The sequence below is a fragment of the Kitasatospora sp. NPDC032150 genome (assembly GCF_055579945.1).
In genome coordinates this window covers 31,011-46,375 of record NZ_JBVIMH010000018.1, presented here as the reverse complement: position 1 = coordinate 46,375, position 15,365 = coordinate 31,011, and the positions used below count along the sequence as shown (strand labels likewise).

Here is a 15,365-nt window from a genome sequence, read left to right as displayed (position 1 = left end):
GGCCTCCTAATGCCGGGGGTTCAGGATCTGGCTGGCGTGGATGAGTGCCCAGTGGTTGGTTGCGCCGTCGAGTCGGGCCTGTTCGCTTCGGACGACCAGGTCGAAGGCGACGGGGTGGAGCCATGTCGGGATGGCGACGCGCAGGTGGGAGGGGTCGGGCCACCAGCGGGAGAGGGGGAGCCGGTAGCGGTCCAGGCAGTCGGCTGCCTTGAGCAGGTCGATCAGGTGGGGCGCGCGCTGGTAGGCGAGGTTCTGCTGCGGGGTGAAGCCCGCGTATGGGACGTCATGCAGGCCGATGGCGCCGGCTGCCTGGTGGGAGAGGTCGGGCGGGAGCTCTCGGCCGAGCATGGCGGTCACGGCGTGCTGGTTGCGGGTGAACCAAAGTGCTGCCCGTCGGCCGTGTCCGGGATCGTCGCGGTCGTCGCGACGCCGGCAGTCGTGGACTGCTGCGGCGGCGCACAGGGCAGCAGTGTGATCGCGGTCGAGCCCGTACTCCTGGGCGAGCAGACCGGCGAGGAGGGAGACGCGGGCGTTGTGTCGAATGCCGTGGATGGAGTCGATGAGCTGGGGCTGCGCGAACCAGGTGACGTCCGGTACCAGCATGAGCGGCGGATGTGGCAGGGTGGGCGGCGCGGCTGAGGCTTCGGGCCGGTTTCTGGCGATCCAGGCGAGTGTGTCCTGGTCCATGACCTGATGGGCGGGAAGGCTCCGGGTCTCGGCGAGTTCGCGGAGCGACGCGGCACCCGGCTTCGGCGGTCGTGAGGTCATCTCTGGTTCCTCGAGGGGAAGAGGTTCGGTGGGCGTCAAGCTGGGTGTGGCGGTGCTGACCATGGGCACGCGGCCGAAGGAGCTGGCCGAGCTGCTGGCCTCGGTGGAGATGCAGACGGTCAAGGCCGCGAAGGTCGTGGTGGTCGGCAACGGGTGCGCGCTGCCGGAACTGCCGTCGTGGGTGGAGGGTGTGGAGCTCGCGGACAATCTCGGGGTGACCGGCGGGCGCAACGTCGCCCTCGAGCACCTGCGGGACGTGGACGTGGTGATCGATCTGGACGACGACGGCCTGCTGGTCGCCGACGACGTCCTCGCCCGGATCGCCGCCCTCTACGAGGCCGACCCCCAGCTGGGCATCGTAAGCTTCCGGATCGCCGACGAGACCGGCCTCACCCAGCGGCGCCACGTCCCCCGGCTGCGGGCCGGTGACCCGATGCGCGGCGGCGAGGTGACCAGCTTCCTCGGCGGCGGCCACGCGCTGTCCTCGAAGATGCTGGAGCAGGTCGGCGACTGGCCAGACTCCTTCTTCTTCGCGCACGAGGAGACCGACATGGCCTGGCGGGCGCTGGACGCGGGCTGGCGGGTGCTCTACGTTCCCGAGCTGCTGCTCCAGCACCCGCGCACCAGCCCGACCCGGCACTCCTTCTTCTACCGGGTGAACGCCCGAAACCGGGTGTACCTGGCGCGCCGCCACCTCCCCGCCCTGCTGGTGCCGGTCTACCTCGGCGTGTGGATGGCCCTCACCGTGGCCCGAACACGGGACGTGGCCGGGCTGAAGGCGTGGTTCGCGGGCTTCGCCGAGGGCTGGCGTACACCCTGCGGCCGGCGCAAGCCGATGCGCTGGCGCACGGTGTGGACCATGACCCGGCTGGGGCGTCCGCCGATCATCTAGGCAGCTGACGCCTGGCGCATCCAATCGGGGATGGCTTCCGGCGTGGCCTTCAACCAGGCCACGTAACGGGCGACGCCTTCCGCCACCGTGATGTTCGGCCGCCAGCCCAGCAGCTCCTCCATCCGCTCGACGAAGGCGTATCCGCCCTCGGGGTCACCCGGCGGCATGGGCGTCTCGACCAACTGGACATTCGGGTAGTGGCTGCGGACGAGCTCGGCGATCTGCCGAATGGAAGTACCATTCCCAGTACCGATGTTGACGGTCTCGTTGTGCGCGCGGGGCGCAACCAGCGCCCGCAGCGTGCCGATGGCGATGTCGTTGACGTGAACCATGTCGCGGATCTGGTGACCCCCGCCGTTGAGGTGCAGCGACAGCCCGAGCGCGGCCCGCATGGCGAACCAGGCGACCACCCAGGAGTGGCTCCGCTCCTTCACGACCTGCGGTTCGCCGTAGACCGAGAAGTACCGCACCACGGCGTACGAGATGCCGGCACCGCCAAGCACTGCGGCGGTCTGGTACTCGCCCCACGCCTTGCTGTTGCCGTACACCGACACCGGCTGGACCGCCGCGCCCTCCACGAACTGCGAGCTGCCGTTGCCGTAGACGCTGGCGGAGGAGACGAACACCATCCTGCGCACCCGGTCCGAGGTGGCGACTGCGTCCAGGACCCGCTGGGTGCCGGTGATGTTGGTGTCGATGGCGTCCAGCGGCCGGCGCGTGCAGGCCGCCACGTCGGCCAGGGCGGCGGCGTGGATCACGTAGTCGCAGCCGGAGATCACCTTGCGCATCAGGTCCGGCTCGGCGATGTCGCCGACGATGAAGTCCGGGTCGGAGGCGTCGATGCCGAACCGCTCGCGGTACACCTCGTGCGGGTAGGCGTCGAGCTTGCACACGGAGATGGGGCGGGCGCCGAGCCGGCGGAGCTGGGACGTGATGCGGCTGCCGACGAGGCCGCCAGCACCGGTGACCAGGACGGTCTTTCCTGAGAGTTGTTCGAGGGACAAGGGAGGTTCTTCCTCTCACACGTGGGATGGGTGGTGCCGCAGGGACGTACGCGTCAGCCGTCTCGGTGCTGCGGGCAGCGGCAGGCGGGCCAGGTGGCCGAGGGGTGGTAGGCGTAGGCGTCGGGTTCCGACTCCACGGTGATGACGCCGGAGTCGTCGTACCGGGTGCCGTCCTTCGCGATCTTGAACGTACGGATGTACAAGCCCTGGTGGCGGTCCTCGGGGAGCTTGAAGTCCGAGGAGTTCTCGGTGCTCACGCCGCCGACTCCCGGTGCCGCTTGCGGCGGTGACGACCGGCAGCGAGCTGACGCAGGACCAGGGCGCGTCGGCGGGCTCGGTCCCGGTTCGGGACGACGACCGTCCGCCCGTCGGCCTGGATGTGGAGCTCGTCGCCGATCACGCGACGCTCCCCAAACGGATGTTCCTGGTCACTCCACAGGGCCAGGGCTCTCGCACCGGACGCACAGTGGCTCCACGGGTGCGGTGTGCGGTCGGCAGTCGTCATCAGCCTCTCCGAGGTCACGAGTTGGCGGGGCGACTTCAATGCCGGATGCACAGCTGGAGCCGCCGCAGGCCGCCGCTCCGCAGGGCCTCAGGGGCCGAATCGGCCCCACCTGGCGGACGGCATGCAGTTAGTGAACCGCCTAATCGCTACTGGGAGTACGGTGTTGGGCACGCTATGCGGTTTAAGCGGTTTAACGGCCCGTCAGGGAGGTGCGCTTTGGCGCCGACGAAGGAACCGAACGAGCGGCTGCGGAAGGTCATCGACGAGGCGAAGCTCTCCGGCGATGCGATCGCGCGCCTGGTCAGGCGGGTGGCAGCCGAGCATGGCGAGCCCTTGGAGACCAACAAGTCGAGCATCACGCACTGGAAGAACGGCGGTCAGCCGGCGGGGAACGTCGGTGCCTTCCTGGCCGAGGCGCTGGGTCGCGCGCTCGGCGGACGGGTCGTAACGCTGGAGGAGATCGGTCTGATCGCACCAGCGCCCCAAAAACCCGACTGGGACGCGGATACGCTGAGCGCGCTGGCCGAACTCGGGAGAGCCGACGTGGACGTGGAACGCAGGCGGGCGCTGGGGGTGGCGGTCTACTCGGTGGCCGCGCTCTCGCTGCCCGGCGAAGACTGGTGGCAGCGCATGGCCGAGCGGGGCAGCGCGCGCAGCGCTGCGGCAACCCGCCGAGTCGGCCCTGGCGACCTGGCAGCCGTCCGCGACATGACCACCTTGTTCTCCCAAGTGGACCAGCGGCGAGGCGGTGGCCACGCCTGGACGTCTGTGGTGCAGTACCTGACGACCGACGTCACTGCCTACCTGCGAGGGAAGTTCACCGACGAGCGTGTCCGCCGTGACCTCTTCTCCGCCGCCAGCGAACTCGCCTACCTGGCTGGCTGGATGGCGTTCGACGGTGGCCAGCACGCGACAGCGCAGCGGTACTTCGCCGAGGCGGTGAAGCTCGCGGCCGAGGCCGGCGATCCGCCGATGGCTGCTCACGTGCTGCGGGCGATGGCTCACCAGGCCATCGACCTCGGACACCACCAGCAGGCTCTCGACCTCGCCGCCGCGTCCGTCGACGGCGACAGATACACGCTCGCCTCCCCACGGGAGCGGGCGCTCCTCGGCGTAGTCCACGCCCGGAGCCTGGCTTCCGTCGGCCGTAAGAACGCCGCCGCCAAAGCCCTGCTGCGCGCCGAGGACGACCTGTCCGCCGCCAGCGACGACATCCCCGAGCCGGACCGGGTGTTCTTCTTCGGCGAGGCCAGCCTGGCCCACGAGACCGCGTGCGCCCTGCGCGACATAGGAGACCTCGACGGCTCGGTCGGCGAGTTCCACCACAGCGTCCGCACCCGCAAGGCGACGAAGTTCACCCGCACCCACGCCGTGACGCTGGGATACCTCGGTTCCGTGTATGCGCAGATGAACAACATCGACCGAGCCTGTGCCACCTGGTCTCAGGCGCTCGATGCCATGGACGGCGTACGGTCCGGCCGCACCCGCCAGGCCGCCGCCGACATGCGCACCCTGCTCTCCCCCTACCGGCGGCGCGGTTCCGCGGCGGTCAGCGAGATCGACGCGCGCGCCGCCGCGTACCTGTCCGAAACAGCCTGATGAGGAGTCACTGATGGCAGACCGTGAGACGTTCGAGGTCGAGGCCCTCGGCCATGTGGTCGGCGGACGGATCGAACCCACGGACGACTTCTGGGGCGGCACCCGAGCGATCATCCGGCTGGACGGATCCCTCTTCACCGCCGATGCGACCAAGGGCCTGGAGGACTTCTCGCACCTGGAGGTCGTCTTCCGGTTCCACCTCACTGACCCGACGGACCTGAACCTCGGCGCCCGCCGACCCCGGGACAACCCGGACTGGCCGGAGGTCGGGATCTTCGGCCACCGCAACATGCGGCGCCTGAACTGGCTCGGGGTCTCACGCTGCCGTCTGCTCAAGGTCGACGGCCTGGATCTCCACGTCGAAGACCTCGACGCTGTAGAGGGCACGCCGGTCCTGGACGTGAAGCCGTGGTTTGGTGAGATGGGCCCTCGCGGAGGGCAGCACCAGGCCGAGTGGACCACCGTCATGCTCCGCGATTACTTCGCGCCTGCAGCCAATGACTGACGGCGGACCGTGAATGTCCGATCGCGAGCATCGGCGGCTCTGCGCCTACCCGCTGGCGCTGGTTACAGGCTTGCTCTCGCACCCCTGGGCGAGGGCAAGTGCGGCGGCGGGCCGTAGGACCGTCCAATGCGACAACTTGCTCCGCCAGGAGCGGCGCCGGGTAAGGAGTCCTTACCCCACAACTTGCTCCGTCCTGGACGGCGCTGGGATAAGCAGTGCTTACCCCACAACTTGTCCCGGTTTCCGGTGGTCTGATCAGGATTCGGATCGCGGTGATCTCTTATTGCTGGTCTACCTGGTTACAGCGGGCGGCGGCTTAGAGTCGCCTCGAAGGCGGGGCGTTCACGGTAGGGCGTACACGCGAGCCCCCTTCTAAAGGGGGGCTCGCGCGTGAACGCTGGGTCGCGTGGACGGCGTGTACGCCTCCGTGATCGCTCTACCTGCGGTTTCTTTGCTCCGCGTGGACGGTGTGAACGGCTTTCGCCGGGCCTTCGCGGGAGGGGTGCGTGTACGGTCCCGTGAACGATCCCGCGTCTGTCTGTCGGTGCCGAGTTGGGTGGGTGATCCGTTCACTGACCGGCCGCCTGGTGGCCCTGGTGGGTGCCTCCGCTGGTCGTTCGACGGGCCGGTCAGCAGGTCGGCGGGCTGCTGGCCTGTGTGGCACTCCGGTCAGTTCGGTCGGTCGGAGTGACCGGCTGACCGGAGCCCCGGTCACTGGGGTAGGTCCGGTACGACGGACTGACCGGGGGGGCGGTCACTGCGGTGCCCCCGGTCAGTCCGGTCACCGTGGTGGCCGTTACGAGACGGCGGTGATATGCCGGGCGGAAGCGCGGTAGCGGGCTTGCTGGCCGCCTCCCGCGCCTCCGGCGGTGCCGTCGGTCTTGACCGCCAGCCCGCTCTTCACGAGGCGGTCCAGGTGGCGGCGGGCCTTCTCGATGTCGGCGCGGTCGGGGTTGGCCTCGCCGGTCAGGGCGGTCGCCAGGTCACGGGTGGTCAGGCCGTTCGGGGTGGCGCGCAGGATGGTGACCGGGTCGAGGGTGGGTTCGACGTAGGTGGTGCCGCGCTGGTGGTCATGGACGACCGGCAGCGGACCGATCTCGCCGGTCACCGTCTTGAGGTGGTGGATGGTGACCGCCGGGTCGCCGGCCTCTCCGGCGATGAAGAGGACGCTGCCCGCTCCGGCGGTCAGCCAGGTCGAGCCGTACACCCGGTCCAGCGTGGGTCGCATCCCTCGTGGAGCATCAGCGGCGGCCTTGCGCTGGTGGTGGAGCTCCATGATCTGGACGCCTGAACGCAGGGCGCGCATGCGGGCGTTGTTGAAGGCGACGGCCAGGGAGTCGTCCACCAGGGTGCTGACTGCGTCCTTGAGGCTGTCGATGACGATGGTGTCGGCGCGGTGGGCGGCGGCGAGTTCGGCGAGGAGGTCGGGTTCCTTGTCGAGGGTGGCGGGAAGCGGGCCCTGCCACACGGCGAGCCGGTCGCGCAGGTGGGCCTCGTCAGCGGGGGTGATGCGACGGGCCATGGCGCGGGCGATCTGCTGGGGGCGGTCCATGGCGAGGTAGAGGACGCGCTCTCCCTCGGCGACGGGCAGGTCAAGGACGGCAGCCTGGAGGCCGAGGCGGGCGAGGACGACCTGGTGGGCGAGGGTGGTCTTGCCGACGCCCGGTGCGCCGACAATCATCAGGCTTTCGCCGGAGGCCCAGGCTGTCTGTTCGCGGGTGCCCCAGAGGGGTTCTTTGTCCGCGCCGGTCTTGGTGACGAAGTCCCAGCCGTTGACGATGTAGCGGGACAGGCGACTGCTACCGGAGGCCAGGGCACGCTCGCGCTCGGCACGGATCTCCGCCTCGACGGCCGTGCGGATCTCGTCCGGGTCAGCACCTGGGGTCAGCGCGTGGTGGACGGTGCGGATGCCGGTGGCGTGCAGGGTCCGCAGTTGGGCGTCGCGGCGCACGATCTGCGCGTAGTAGTCGGCGTTGTCCGTCGAGGGCGGCGCGACGGCGACCAGCGTGTGCAGGTAGGACGAGCCCCCGACGCGGGAGAGATCCCCCTTGCCTTGGAGGTGGTCCGCGAGGGCGATGGGGTCGGTCGGGGCGTCTTCGGCGCGCAGGGCGAGGATCGCGCGCCAGATGGTCTCGTGGGCGGGCCGGTAGAAGTCGCCCGCGTCCAGCGTCCCCCGGACCTGATCCACCGCGTGGTGCTTCAGCATGCATGCGCCGAGGACTGCCTGCTCGGCGTCGATGTTGTGCGGCGGTTCCCCGGAGGTGGTGTCGACGGGCACGGGGTAGGGCTCCGACGCGCGGCGGTCCCGTCGCCGGTCGTGGGCTGACGGGCCCGGCGGCGGAGCCGTAGGCTTGTCCACAGCGGTGTCCTCACTCGGAGGATTCGGGCGGCTACCCGGTTCCTCCGTTGTCGACTGTTCCAGGGATGGGCGGTTTCGAGGTTTCTGCTGTGGCCCCCGGTGTTCGTAGCACTGGGGGCCTTCTTCGTGGCGTCGCCGGGTGGCTGGCCCGGCTGGCCGATGCAGTTCGGCTCAGTTGCGTTTCATCTTGCATCACGTTAACGTCGTGCTCGGCGCATTGCAAATGGGCTTATCGACGATGCATGGAGGGTTGACCGTGGCTGACGAAGACCGGCGACAACGACTGGAGGGGGAGGAGAACGTCGCCCGGCGCATCAAAATGGAGCGCGAGGCGCGCGGGTGGAGTACCGCCACGCTCGCCGAGCGCCTGACCGAGGCCGGCTACCCGCTCAACCAGTCGGCGGTGTGGCGCATTGAGAGCGGCGAGCCACGTCGCAGGGTCAACCTGGACGAGGCCATCGGCTTCGCCAAGGTCTTCGACATCTCCCTGGACAACCTGGTCGGACCACCCGAGATCGCCGCGAACACCCACGTGAAGCGGCTGCTAGCCGATTTTGCCGAGAGCTGGCAGAAGTCCGTCGCCGCCCGCAAGGAGATGGACCTGGCCCGCGAGGCGCTCGACGCCTATGGCCGTGCCCACCCGAACCTCCAAGAGCTCATCAGAGCGATGATCACCCGGGTCGTAGCGGACGCGGCCGGTGATGACTACCGCTCGCCAAACTTCCCGCCCGGCGCCTCCGACGCCGAGGGTCTCGGCGACCCAGGAACCGAGACGTAGCCAGAGCACCCGAGGGCATGCCCCGACCACCTGAGGCCGCCCGCTATCCGTCGCTGCTTCCGCACGCCAGTCCCGTCGCCGATCCGATGATGACCGGCATCATGCCGGGCATCCGGCGGTTTGGTGCGGCCGGAATCTGCGGCTAACGTCCCGTCCCGCCGGTCCGACCACGGGCTTCGCCAGCCAGTGAACCCTCGACCAGCCATGCCCTCCGCAGCCCCTCGGCGCTACGAACGCCGGGGGTCGCCACGCGGACCCGAACCACCAATCGCCCATCCCTGGAACATCGACAACAGTGGCGCATAGCCGAAAGCGCCGCTGGGATAGGACACCCATGTCCGAAACGTCTTTCGAGCTCTCCCGAGTGGCCTACGCCCTCGGCACCACAGAGCACGTGCTCCTCCGCCTGATCGCTGATTAGGACGGGGCTGCGGCCGACTCCACACTGGTCGCGCTCACCGTCGAGGAGGCTGCCCGCCGACTCGGCATCGGGCGAACGAAGATGTACGAGTTCGTCGTCTCCGGCGAGATCCCCTCCGTGAAGATCGGAAGCCTCCGCCGGATACCCGCCGAGGCGGTGGGCGCGTTCCTCGCGAAGCGCCTTCACTCCGCCGGTCTCGACCTTGCGGCCTGAGGGGGCAGACATGGCGAACTCCCGTCAGCCCAACGGCGCATCATCCATCCACCAGGCCAAGGACGGTCGTTGGCACGGCTACGTCACCGTCGGAGTCAAGGACGACGGTCGTCCCGACCGCCGTCACGTCACCCGTAAGACCCGAGCCGATGTCACCAAGGCGGTCCGCGAGCTGGAACGGCAGCGCGACTCCGGCGCGGTGCGGAAGACCGGCCAGACCTGGACCGTCAAGACGTGGCTCACCCACTGGGTCGAGAACATCGCCGCTCTGCATGTCTCCGAGAACACCATCGACGGATACCGCGTGGCCGTGAACCACCACCTCATCCCCGGCCTCGGTGCTCACCGCCTGGAGAAGTTGGAGCCGGAGCACCTGGAGCGCTTCTACAAGAAGATGCGGGACAACGGCAGCGCCGCCGGCACTGCGCACCAGGTCCACCGCACGGTGCGCGCGGCGCTCAACGAAGCGAAGCGGCGTCGGCACATCACCGAGAACCCGGCGACGGTGGCCAAGGCCCCGCGGTTGGAGGAAGAGGAGGTCGAGCCGTACTCGGTCGAGGAGATGCAGCGGCTTCTCATCGAAGCGGAGCGCCAGCGGAACGCCGCCCGTTGGGTGATCGCCCTGGCCCTCGGCCTGCGGCAGGGAGAGGTGCTGGGCCTGCAGTGGACCGACGTCGACTTCGAAGCCAGCGTCATCCGCGTGCGGCGTGGACGGTTGCGGCCCCGCTACCAGCACGGTTGCGGTGACCGTTGCGGGCGCAAGCCGGGCTACTGCCCGCAGAAGATCAGCATCCGTCGCGAGACCAAGGACACCAAGTCACGTGCGGGCAGGCGCCCGATCGGCGTCCCTGATGAGCTGATGAAGCTGCTTGCGCAGCACAAGGTCGAGCAGGACCGCGAACGGCGGCTTGCCCGCGACCTGTGGGAGGAGAAGGGGTATGTCTTCACCTCTCCGACTGGCCAGCCGCTGAACCCCAACACCGACTACCACCGGTGGAAGGACCTGCTGAAGGCGGCGAATGTTCGCGACGGTCGGCTCCACGATGCCCGCCACACCGCTGCCACTGTCCTGCTGATCCTCGGCGTTCCCGATGCAGTCGTCGACGCGATCATGGGGTGGGAGCCCGGCAAGTCCGCTCGGATGCGCCGGCGGTACCAGCACCTGACGAGCCCCATCCTCCAGGAGACTGCCAGCAAGATCGGTGGCCTGCTCTGGCCCGGTGTCTCCGAAATGACCGAATAGAGCTGAACGCAGCGGAGCCGTGCCCTTGACCCATGTCCGGTCGAGGGCACGGCTCCGGTTGTAGGTCCGTTCGGCGCTATCGCAGGTCGCGCGGTGCGGCCGCTGGCGCGGAGTCGCTGCTCCCACCGGGGCCTGTCGCGGGGACGCCGCTTGCCGCGTTAGCTGATCCAGATGCCCTCGGGCGAGATCCGGCGTGCGAGGCGCCGGCCGGCGTCGCTGACTGGTGTCGACCAGGACACTTCGGTGGCCTCGCAGCCGAAGTCGTTTGCGAGGGTCTGTACGAGCGTTGCGCCAACGCCCTTACGGCGGTAGGAGTCTGCCACCCAGATCAGATCGATGCATGGACGCAGGGACTCGTCCTGATCACCGTCCTCCGAGTCGTCGAGCAGGTCCCAGTGGCGGTGCTCTCTGACGTCGTGGGTCGCCAGGTAACCGATGACGTATCCGTTGGCCTGCAGCAGGTATGCACGTACGTTGTCTGGGGTCGGTTCAGGCTCACCAAGGTGCGACCACGAGTTGACGTCGTAGCCGTTCTCTCGCTGAGGCATCCGCCCCACCTGGTAGGTCAGCTTCCGCCAGGCGATCGGCGACTCGGTCGTCACCACTGCCAGGTCGCTCCACCAATCCAAGTTCTTGGGTGCCCGAACGCCGATCGCCCACATCGCATGGTGGGCAGCGTGTTCATTCCCGCCGTCCTCAGGAGCTCGCATGGTCATTCCGCAGGCGCATTTGCTGCCACTCGGTGTCTGTACATGCCGGAATTGGACGGGGGCCGCGCGGTAGCTGAGGTTCTGTCCTCTGCCACCCACCCATGGCCGGTCCGGCGCGTCGTCCGGCTCGACGTATCCGGTCCATCGGTCCACCCAGTCGGGGTACTGCTCGGCAAACAGCTCCCGCTTTTGCTTCTCAGCGAGCGGCAGTGTCGGGCGAACCCACACACTGCCCAGGGAAGCCCGGCCGTTGAGGCGCAATCCGTGCCGCTTGGCCTTGCCGCGCAGGAACCGCAGAAACACGCCAGGTGGTGCGGAAAAGTCGACGCCGCGGACCAGCTCCCGCTCGCCGGGGGCGAGCCAGTCCTCGACGGGAAGCGCCAGTCGGTCGGCGAGGGTGTGAAGTCCGCTGTAGTCGTAATTGAGCTCGGCATCGCACAGTGCTTCGACTGCCGCTCCAACCTGGGCAAAGGGAACAGTCAGACTGACCCAGCTTGGTCCGCTGCCCCAGGAGAGCATGCCCAGGTATCCGTCGCACCGGAGCCGATCGGCAGATGTGTTCTGCGCCCTGGTGACGGCCTCCGTGTAGGCGGCGGGTAGTTCTGGCGAGTCTCCCCGCCAGGTCAAGGCATCGACGTACCCATCGCGGTCGAGTTCGACCGTGACGTACCAACGGCGGGCCCGGACATTGATCTTCCGAGAACTGGGGTCGCGTCGATCGGGGTCGAGGTAGATCGTTCGCTCAGTCATGCGCTCTGCTCCTCGTCAGGTACTCCCGTGCTCGGCTGCTTGTTGGGATAGGGCCTACCGCTCCCGTCCGTGATCGTGGCGTGCGAAGCTGGCTGGACCTCGACGCGGAGCATGGGCCAGGGCGTGCCCTCCTGACCGGAGCCATCGATCAAGAGCATGTGGCGTACGAAGGCGCCCACCAGGAAGTTGTGCTCGGCGAGTCTGCTCAGGTAGCTCTGCAACCCCTTCTCGGCGTCGCGGTTCTCGCGCACACTGTGCAGCTCGGCTGCGATGTCGCAGTAGTCCTGGACCGCGTCCAGGAACTCCAGAATGAGGTCTTCATCCTCCTCGGGGAGACCGTCTGGCAGCGCGTACTCGAAGGTGACGCTGGACTTGATCATGTTCCACAACGGGTTGCCGCGGGTGATCAGCTTCAGGATCCGAGGCTGCGGGAACTCTGGGTCGGGCACCAACTTCAGCCGCCCTGGCGTTGTCTCGCCGAGCGAGCGCATCCATGCGGCGTGCTTGGCCTTGATCTCGCGCAGTCGATCCACCGTGAAGTGGCCTGGCTGGTCATCGATTTGCTTGTGATGCTTGCTACACAGCAGGACCATGTTCGTATGGCTGTCGATGGATGCGTCGTCCAGCAAGCCGGCTCTCGGTCCGCCCTTCGAGCGGGCGACTATGTGAGCCTCCTCGCCGAAGACCGAGGGGTCGTCGCAGTCAGTCCCGGGTGTCACCACCTGCGCCCGGCAGATCGCGCACCTGCCGCCTGCTTCACACCAGATGATCTTGCGGGTCTTTTCGGACACGTCCATGGATTGCACCCTGCCAGAGGAGCGGTTCCCAGCGGGCGCGAATGCGTGGCTCGGTCAGAGAGGCCGTCAGCCGGATGCGGTCGTGCAGCCGCCCCATCCGGTGGATCCCGGCAACTGCAACCAGAACTGCAACCACGGAACGACGAAGGACCCGGCCGCAGTGCGGTCGGGTCCTTCGTTTGCCCTGGCGGGCAGAGGCGGAGGATACGAGATTCGAACTCGTGAGGGGTTGCCCCCAACACGCTTTCCAAGCGTGCGCCCTAGGCCTCTAGGCGAATCCTCCGTGGGAGAGCTTAGTACATGTTGAGGGGTGCTCGCGAACCGCAGTCTCGTAGGCGGTCGAGGGTGGCTGCCTGCGGATCGGAGATCGGTGTGGAGTGCGGGTGGAGTGCGGGGTCCGGGGCCGGGATCCGCTACTCTTGGGGCAGCCCCTCGTGCGGCGTTATCTCTCTGAACCCCCCCAGGGCCGGAAGGCAGCAAGGGTAGGAGAGCTCTGGCGGGTGCACGGGGGGTCCTTGCGTTCCGGGGCGGCTTCGGTGGGACCACGCGTTTGTCCGCGTGTCCCGATATCGTCGTTGGCGTGTCCCTAGCCCTGTACCGCCGCTACCGCCCCGAGACCTTCGCGGAGGTCATCGGGCAGGAGCACGTGACCGCTCCGCTCCAGCAGGCCCTGCGCAACAACAGGGTCAACCACGCCTACCTCTTCAGCGGCCCGCGCGGCTGCGGCAAGACGACGAGCGCCCGAATCCTGGCCCGCTGCCTCAACTGCGAGCAGGGGCCCACGCCGACGCCCTGCGGCGAGTGCCAGTCCTGCCGGGACTTGGCGACGGGCGGACCCGGCTCGATCGACGTGATCGAGATCGACGCCGCCTCGCACGGTGGTGTGGACGACGCGCGCGAGCTGCGTGAGCGGGCGTTCTTCGCGCCGGTGCACAGCCGGTACAAGATCTTCATCCTGGACGAGGCGCACATGGTGACCTCGGCCGGCTTCAACGCGCTGCTGAAGGTGGTGGAGGAGCCGCCGGAGCACCTCAAGTTCATCTTCGCGACGACCGAGCCGGAGAAGGTGATCGGGACGATCCGCTCCCGTACGCACCACTACCCGTTCCGGCTGGTGCCGCCCGGCACGCTCCGCGACTACCTGGCGGAGGTGTGCGGCCGGGAGGGCATCCAGGTCGAGGACGCGGTCTTCCCGCTGGTGGTCCGGGCCGGTGCCGGTTCGGTGCGTGACTCGATGTCGGTGATGGACCAGCTGCTCGCTGGCGCGGGCGAGGCCGGCGTGACGTACCAGATGGCGACGGCCCTGCTCGGGTACACGGACTCGGCGCTGCTGGACGAGGTGGTCGACGCCTTCGCCGCGCACGACGGGGCCACGGTCTTCCAGGTCATCGACCGGGTGGTCGAGGGTGGGCACGATCCGCGCCGCTTCGTGACGGACCTGCTGGAGCGACTGCGCGACCTGGTGATCCTGGCCACAGTGCCGGACGCCGGGGAGAAGGGGCTGATCGACGCCCCCGTCGACCGGGTCGCGGTGATGCAGGCGCAGGCCGACCGGTTCGGGGCGGCTGAGCTGAGCCGGGCCGCCGACATCGTCAACACCGGGCTGACCGAGATGCGCGGGAACGCGGCGCCCCGGCTGCAGCTGGAACTGATCTGCGCCCGGGTGATGCTGCCCGGCGCGTACGACGACGAGCTGTCGCTGCAGGCGCGGCTGGACAAACTGGAGCGGCGGGCTGCGGCCGGAGCCCTGGCGGCGCCGATGGCACCCGTGGCACCCGTGGCACCCGTGGCGCCCATGGCGCCCATGGCGCCCGCAGCGGCGGCTCCGCAGGCCCCGGCGGCACAGGCCCCGGCCGCGATGCCGTCGACCCCGGCGCCGTCCGCCCCGATGGCGCCCGCGCCGCAGCAGTCGGCCCCCGCAGCCCCGGTGCAGGCTCCCGGGCCCGCGCAGGCGGGCCCCGCGCCCGGCGCGTGGCCGATCCCGCGCAGCTTCCCGCCTGCCGGGGGCGAGCCCGCCCCCGTGCCGCCGCAGCCGGCACCCGCTCCGGCGTACGCCCAGCCGGCGCCTGCGCCGGTGCAGGCCCCCGTGCCCGCGTCGCAGCCGTCGGGCGGGCAGCCGTCCGCCGCCGCGCAGCAGGGTGCGGCGCAGGTGCGCCAGCTCTGGCCGCAGATCCTGGAGGCGGTGAAGAACCGCCGCCGGTTCACCTGGATCCTGCTGAGCCAGAACGGCCAGGTCGCGGGCTTCGACGGCAGTGTGCTGCAGGTCTCGTTCATCAACGCGGGCGCCCGGGACAGCTTCGTCAGCAGCAACAGCGACGACGTGCTGCGGCAGGCACTCGCCGACTCCCTCGGGGTGGACTGGCGGATCGAGTGCATCGTCGACCCCTCCGGCGGTGGCGGCGGTGGGTCCTCGTACGCGCCGCCGGCTCCGCAGGCCGGCAGCGGCTGGGGCGGCGGTGCTGGGGCGGCGCAGGCACCCAGGCCGGCCGCACCGGCGGCACCGCCGCAGGCCCCGGCTCCAGTCCAGCCCGCGCCCGGCCCGGTGCCGCCCCCGGTCGCGCCCGCCGTACCGCCGGTACGGCCGCAGCCGGCCATGGCACCGGCGCAGGCGCCGCCCGCCCCGATGGTGGCGCCCGAGGACGACATCCCCGAGGACGACGACCCGGATCTCAAGGAGGACACGTACTCCGGACAGGAGCTGATCATCCGTGAGCTCGGGGCGACGGTGTTGGAGGAGATCCACCACAACAGGTGACCGGCGGTGCCTGCGCGCCGCACGGCGGCGCGTAGGCTCAAGGTGACATTTCCGTGCACAGGCAGG

14 protein-coding genes, 1 tRNA gene and 1 other RNA gene are annotated in these 15,365 nt (G+C 69.2%); 8 read left to right on the top strand and 8 right to left on the bottom strand.

Going from position 1 to position 15,365, the window contains the following annotated elements; all coding sequences use genetic code 11:
• Positions 1 to 6 precede the first annotated feature (6 nt).
• Positions 7 to 768: a hypothetical protein gene (locus ACZ5ON_RS21610; RefSeq protein WP_465594933.1), complete on the bottom strand. Its 762-nt coding sequence runs from the start codon at positions 766 to 768 to the stop codon at positions 7 to 9.
• Between the two features lie 61 nt (positions 769 to 829).
• Between ACZ5ON_RS21610 and ACZ5ON_RS21605 the strand changes: the two genes are divergently transcribed.
• A complete protein-coding gene (locus ACZ5ON_RS21605; RefSeq protein ID WP_465595250.1) occupies positions 830 to 1,660 on the top strand; it encodes a glycosyltransferase family 2 protein in 831 nt (276 codons plus the stop codon).
• Here the strand turns inward: ACZ5ON_RS21605 and ACZ5ON_RS21600 are convergent.
• From ACZ5ON_RS21600 to ACZ5ON_RS21590, 3 genes are read right to left on the bottom strand one after another with little or no spacing between them, the layout of a single operon-like run.
• Positions 1,657 to 2,664, bottom strand: a complete 1,008-nt coding sequence (locus ACZ5ON_RS21600; RefSeq protein WP_465594930.1) for an NAD-dependent epimerase/dehydratase family protein — start codon at positions 2,662 to 2,664, stop codon at positions 1,657 to 1,659. The two genes, ACZ5ON_RS21605 and ACZ5ON_RS21600, sit on opposite strands and share 4 nt — an antisense overlap.
• Positions 2,665 to 2,717: 53 nt before the next feature.
• The gene (locus ACZ5ON_RS21595; protein ID WP_465594927.1) at positions 2,718 to 2,921 is read right to left on the bottom strand and encodes a hypothetical protein; all 204 of its coding nucleotides are present in this window, start codon (positions 2,919 to 2,921) and stop codon (positions 2,718 to 2,720) included.
• Positions 2,918 to 3,064, bottom strand: coding sequence for a hypothetical protein (locus ACZ5ON_RS21590; protein ID WP_465594924.1), 147 nt, complete (start codon positions 3,062 to 3,064; stop codon positions 2,918 to 2,920). The genes ACZ5ON_RS21595 and ACZ5ON_RS21590 overlap by 4 nt, the downstream gene beginning before the upstream one ends.
• A 321-nt stretch (positions 3,065 to 3,385) precedes the next feature.
• Here ACZ5ON_RS21590 and ACZ5ON_RS21585 point away from each other — a divergent pair, with 321 nt between their 5' ends.
• Together ACZ5ON_RS21585 and ACZ5ON_RS21580 are read left to right on the top strand one after the other, a co-directional pair.
• On the top strand, positions 3,386 to 4,768 hold the full coding sequence (locus ACZ5ON_RS21585) for a Tat pathway signal protein (protein ID WP_465594921.1): 1,383 nt from the start codon (positions 3,386 to 3,388) through the stop codon (positions 4,766 to 4,768).
• Between the two features lie 13 nt (positions 4,769 to 4,781).
• Complete coding sequence (locus tag ACZ5ON_RS21580) at positions 4,782 to 5,273, top strand: TrmO family methyltransferase domain-containing protein (protein WP_465594918.1); 492 nt, start codon at positions 4,782 to 4,784, stop codon at positions 5,271 to 5,273.
• A 796-nt stretch (positions 5,274 to 6,069) separates the two neighbouring features.
• Here the strand turns inward: ACZ5ON_RS21580 and ACZ5ON_RS21575 are convergent.
• Entirely contained in the window at positions 6,070 to 7,551 is a 1,482-nt protein-coding gene (locus tag ACZ5ON_RS21575) for a DnaB-like helicase N-terminal domain-containing protein (RefSeq protein WP_465594915.1), read from the bottom strand.
• 337 nt (positions 7,552 to 7,888) lie between these two features.
• On the opposite strand from ACZ5ON_RS21575, the gene ACZ5ON_RS21570 reads away from it, so the two are divergent.
• The 3 genes from ACZ5ON_RS21570 to ACZ5ON_RS21560 all read left to right on the top strand — a co-directional run bounded on the left by ACZ5ON_RS21570 (position 7,889) and on the right by ACZ5ON_RS21560 (position 10,287).
• On the top strand, positions 7,889 to 8,410 hold the full coding sequence (locus ACZ5ON_RS21570; protein WP_396531476.1) for a helix-turn-helix domain-containing protein: 522 nt from the start codon (positions 7,889 to 7,891) through the stop codon (positions 8,408 to 8,410).
• Positions 8,411 to 8,855: 445 nt separating this feature from the next.
• The gene (locus tag ACZ5ON_RS21565; RefSeq protein ID WP_465595247.1) at positions 8,856 to 9,044 is read left to right on the top strand and encodes a helix-turn-helix domain-containing protein; all 189 of its coding nucleotides are present in this window, start codon (positions 8,856 to 8,858) and stop codon (positions 9,042 to 9,044) included.
• A 10-nt stretch (positions 9,045 to 9,054) separates the two neighbouring features.
• Positions 9,055 to 10,287 carry a tyrosine-type recombinase/integrase gene (locus ACZ5ON_RS21560; protein ID WP_465594912.1) on the top strand — a complete coding sequence of 411 codons (1,233 nt, stop codon included), beginning with the start codon at positions 9,055 to 9,057 and terminating at the stop codon, positions 10,285 to 10,287.
• Positions 10,288 to 10,445: 158 nt separating this feature from the next.
• Here the strand turns inward: ACZ5ON_RS21560 and ACZ5ON_RS21555 are convergent, their stop codons facing one another.
• From ACZ5ON_RS21555 to ACZ5ON_RS21545, 3 genes are all read right to left on the bottom strand, one after another.
• On the bottom strand, positions 10,446 to 11,747 hold the full coding sequence (locus tag ACZ5ON_RS21555; RefSeq protein ID WP_465594909.1) for a GNAT family N-acetyltransferase: 1,302 nt from the start codon (positions 11,745 to 11,747) through the stop codon (positions 10,446 to 10,448).
• Positions 11,744 to 12,544, bottom strand: coding sequence for an HNH endonuclease (locus ACZ5ON_RS21550; protein ID WP_465594907.1), 801 nt, complete (start codon positions 12,542 to 12,544; stop codon positions 11,744 to 11,746). The genes ACZ5ON_RS21555 and ACZ5ON_RS21550 overlap by 4 nt, the downstream gene beginning before the upstream one ends.
• Positions 12,545 to 12,742: 198 nt before the next feature.
• Positions 12,743 to 12,827: transfer RNA gene (locus tag ACZ5ON_RS21545), tRNA-Ser, on the bottom strand.
• A 140-nt stretch (positions 12,828 to 12,967) separates the two neighbouring features.
• On the opposite strand from ACZ5ON_RS21545, the gene ffs reads away from it, so the two are divergent.
• An RNA gene (gene ffs, locus ACZ5ON_RS21540) (signal recognition particle sRNA small type) lies at positions 12,968 to 13,064 on the top strand.
• A gap of 60 nt (positions 13,065 to 13,124) precedes the next feature.
• Positions 13,125 to 15,299: a DNA polymerase III subunit gamma and tau gene (locus ACZ5ON_RS21535; RefSeq protein ID WP_465594904.1), complete on the top strand. Its 2,175-nt coding sequence runs from the start codon at positions 13,125 to 13,127 to the stop codon at positions 15,297 to 15,299.
• Positions 15,300 to 15,365 lie beyond the last annotated feature (66 nt).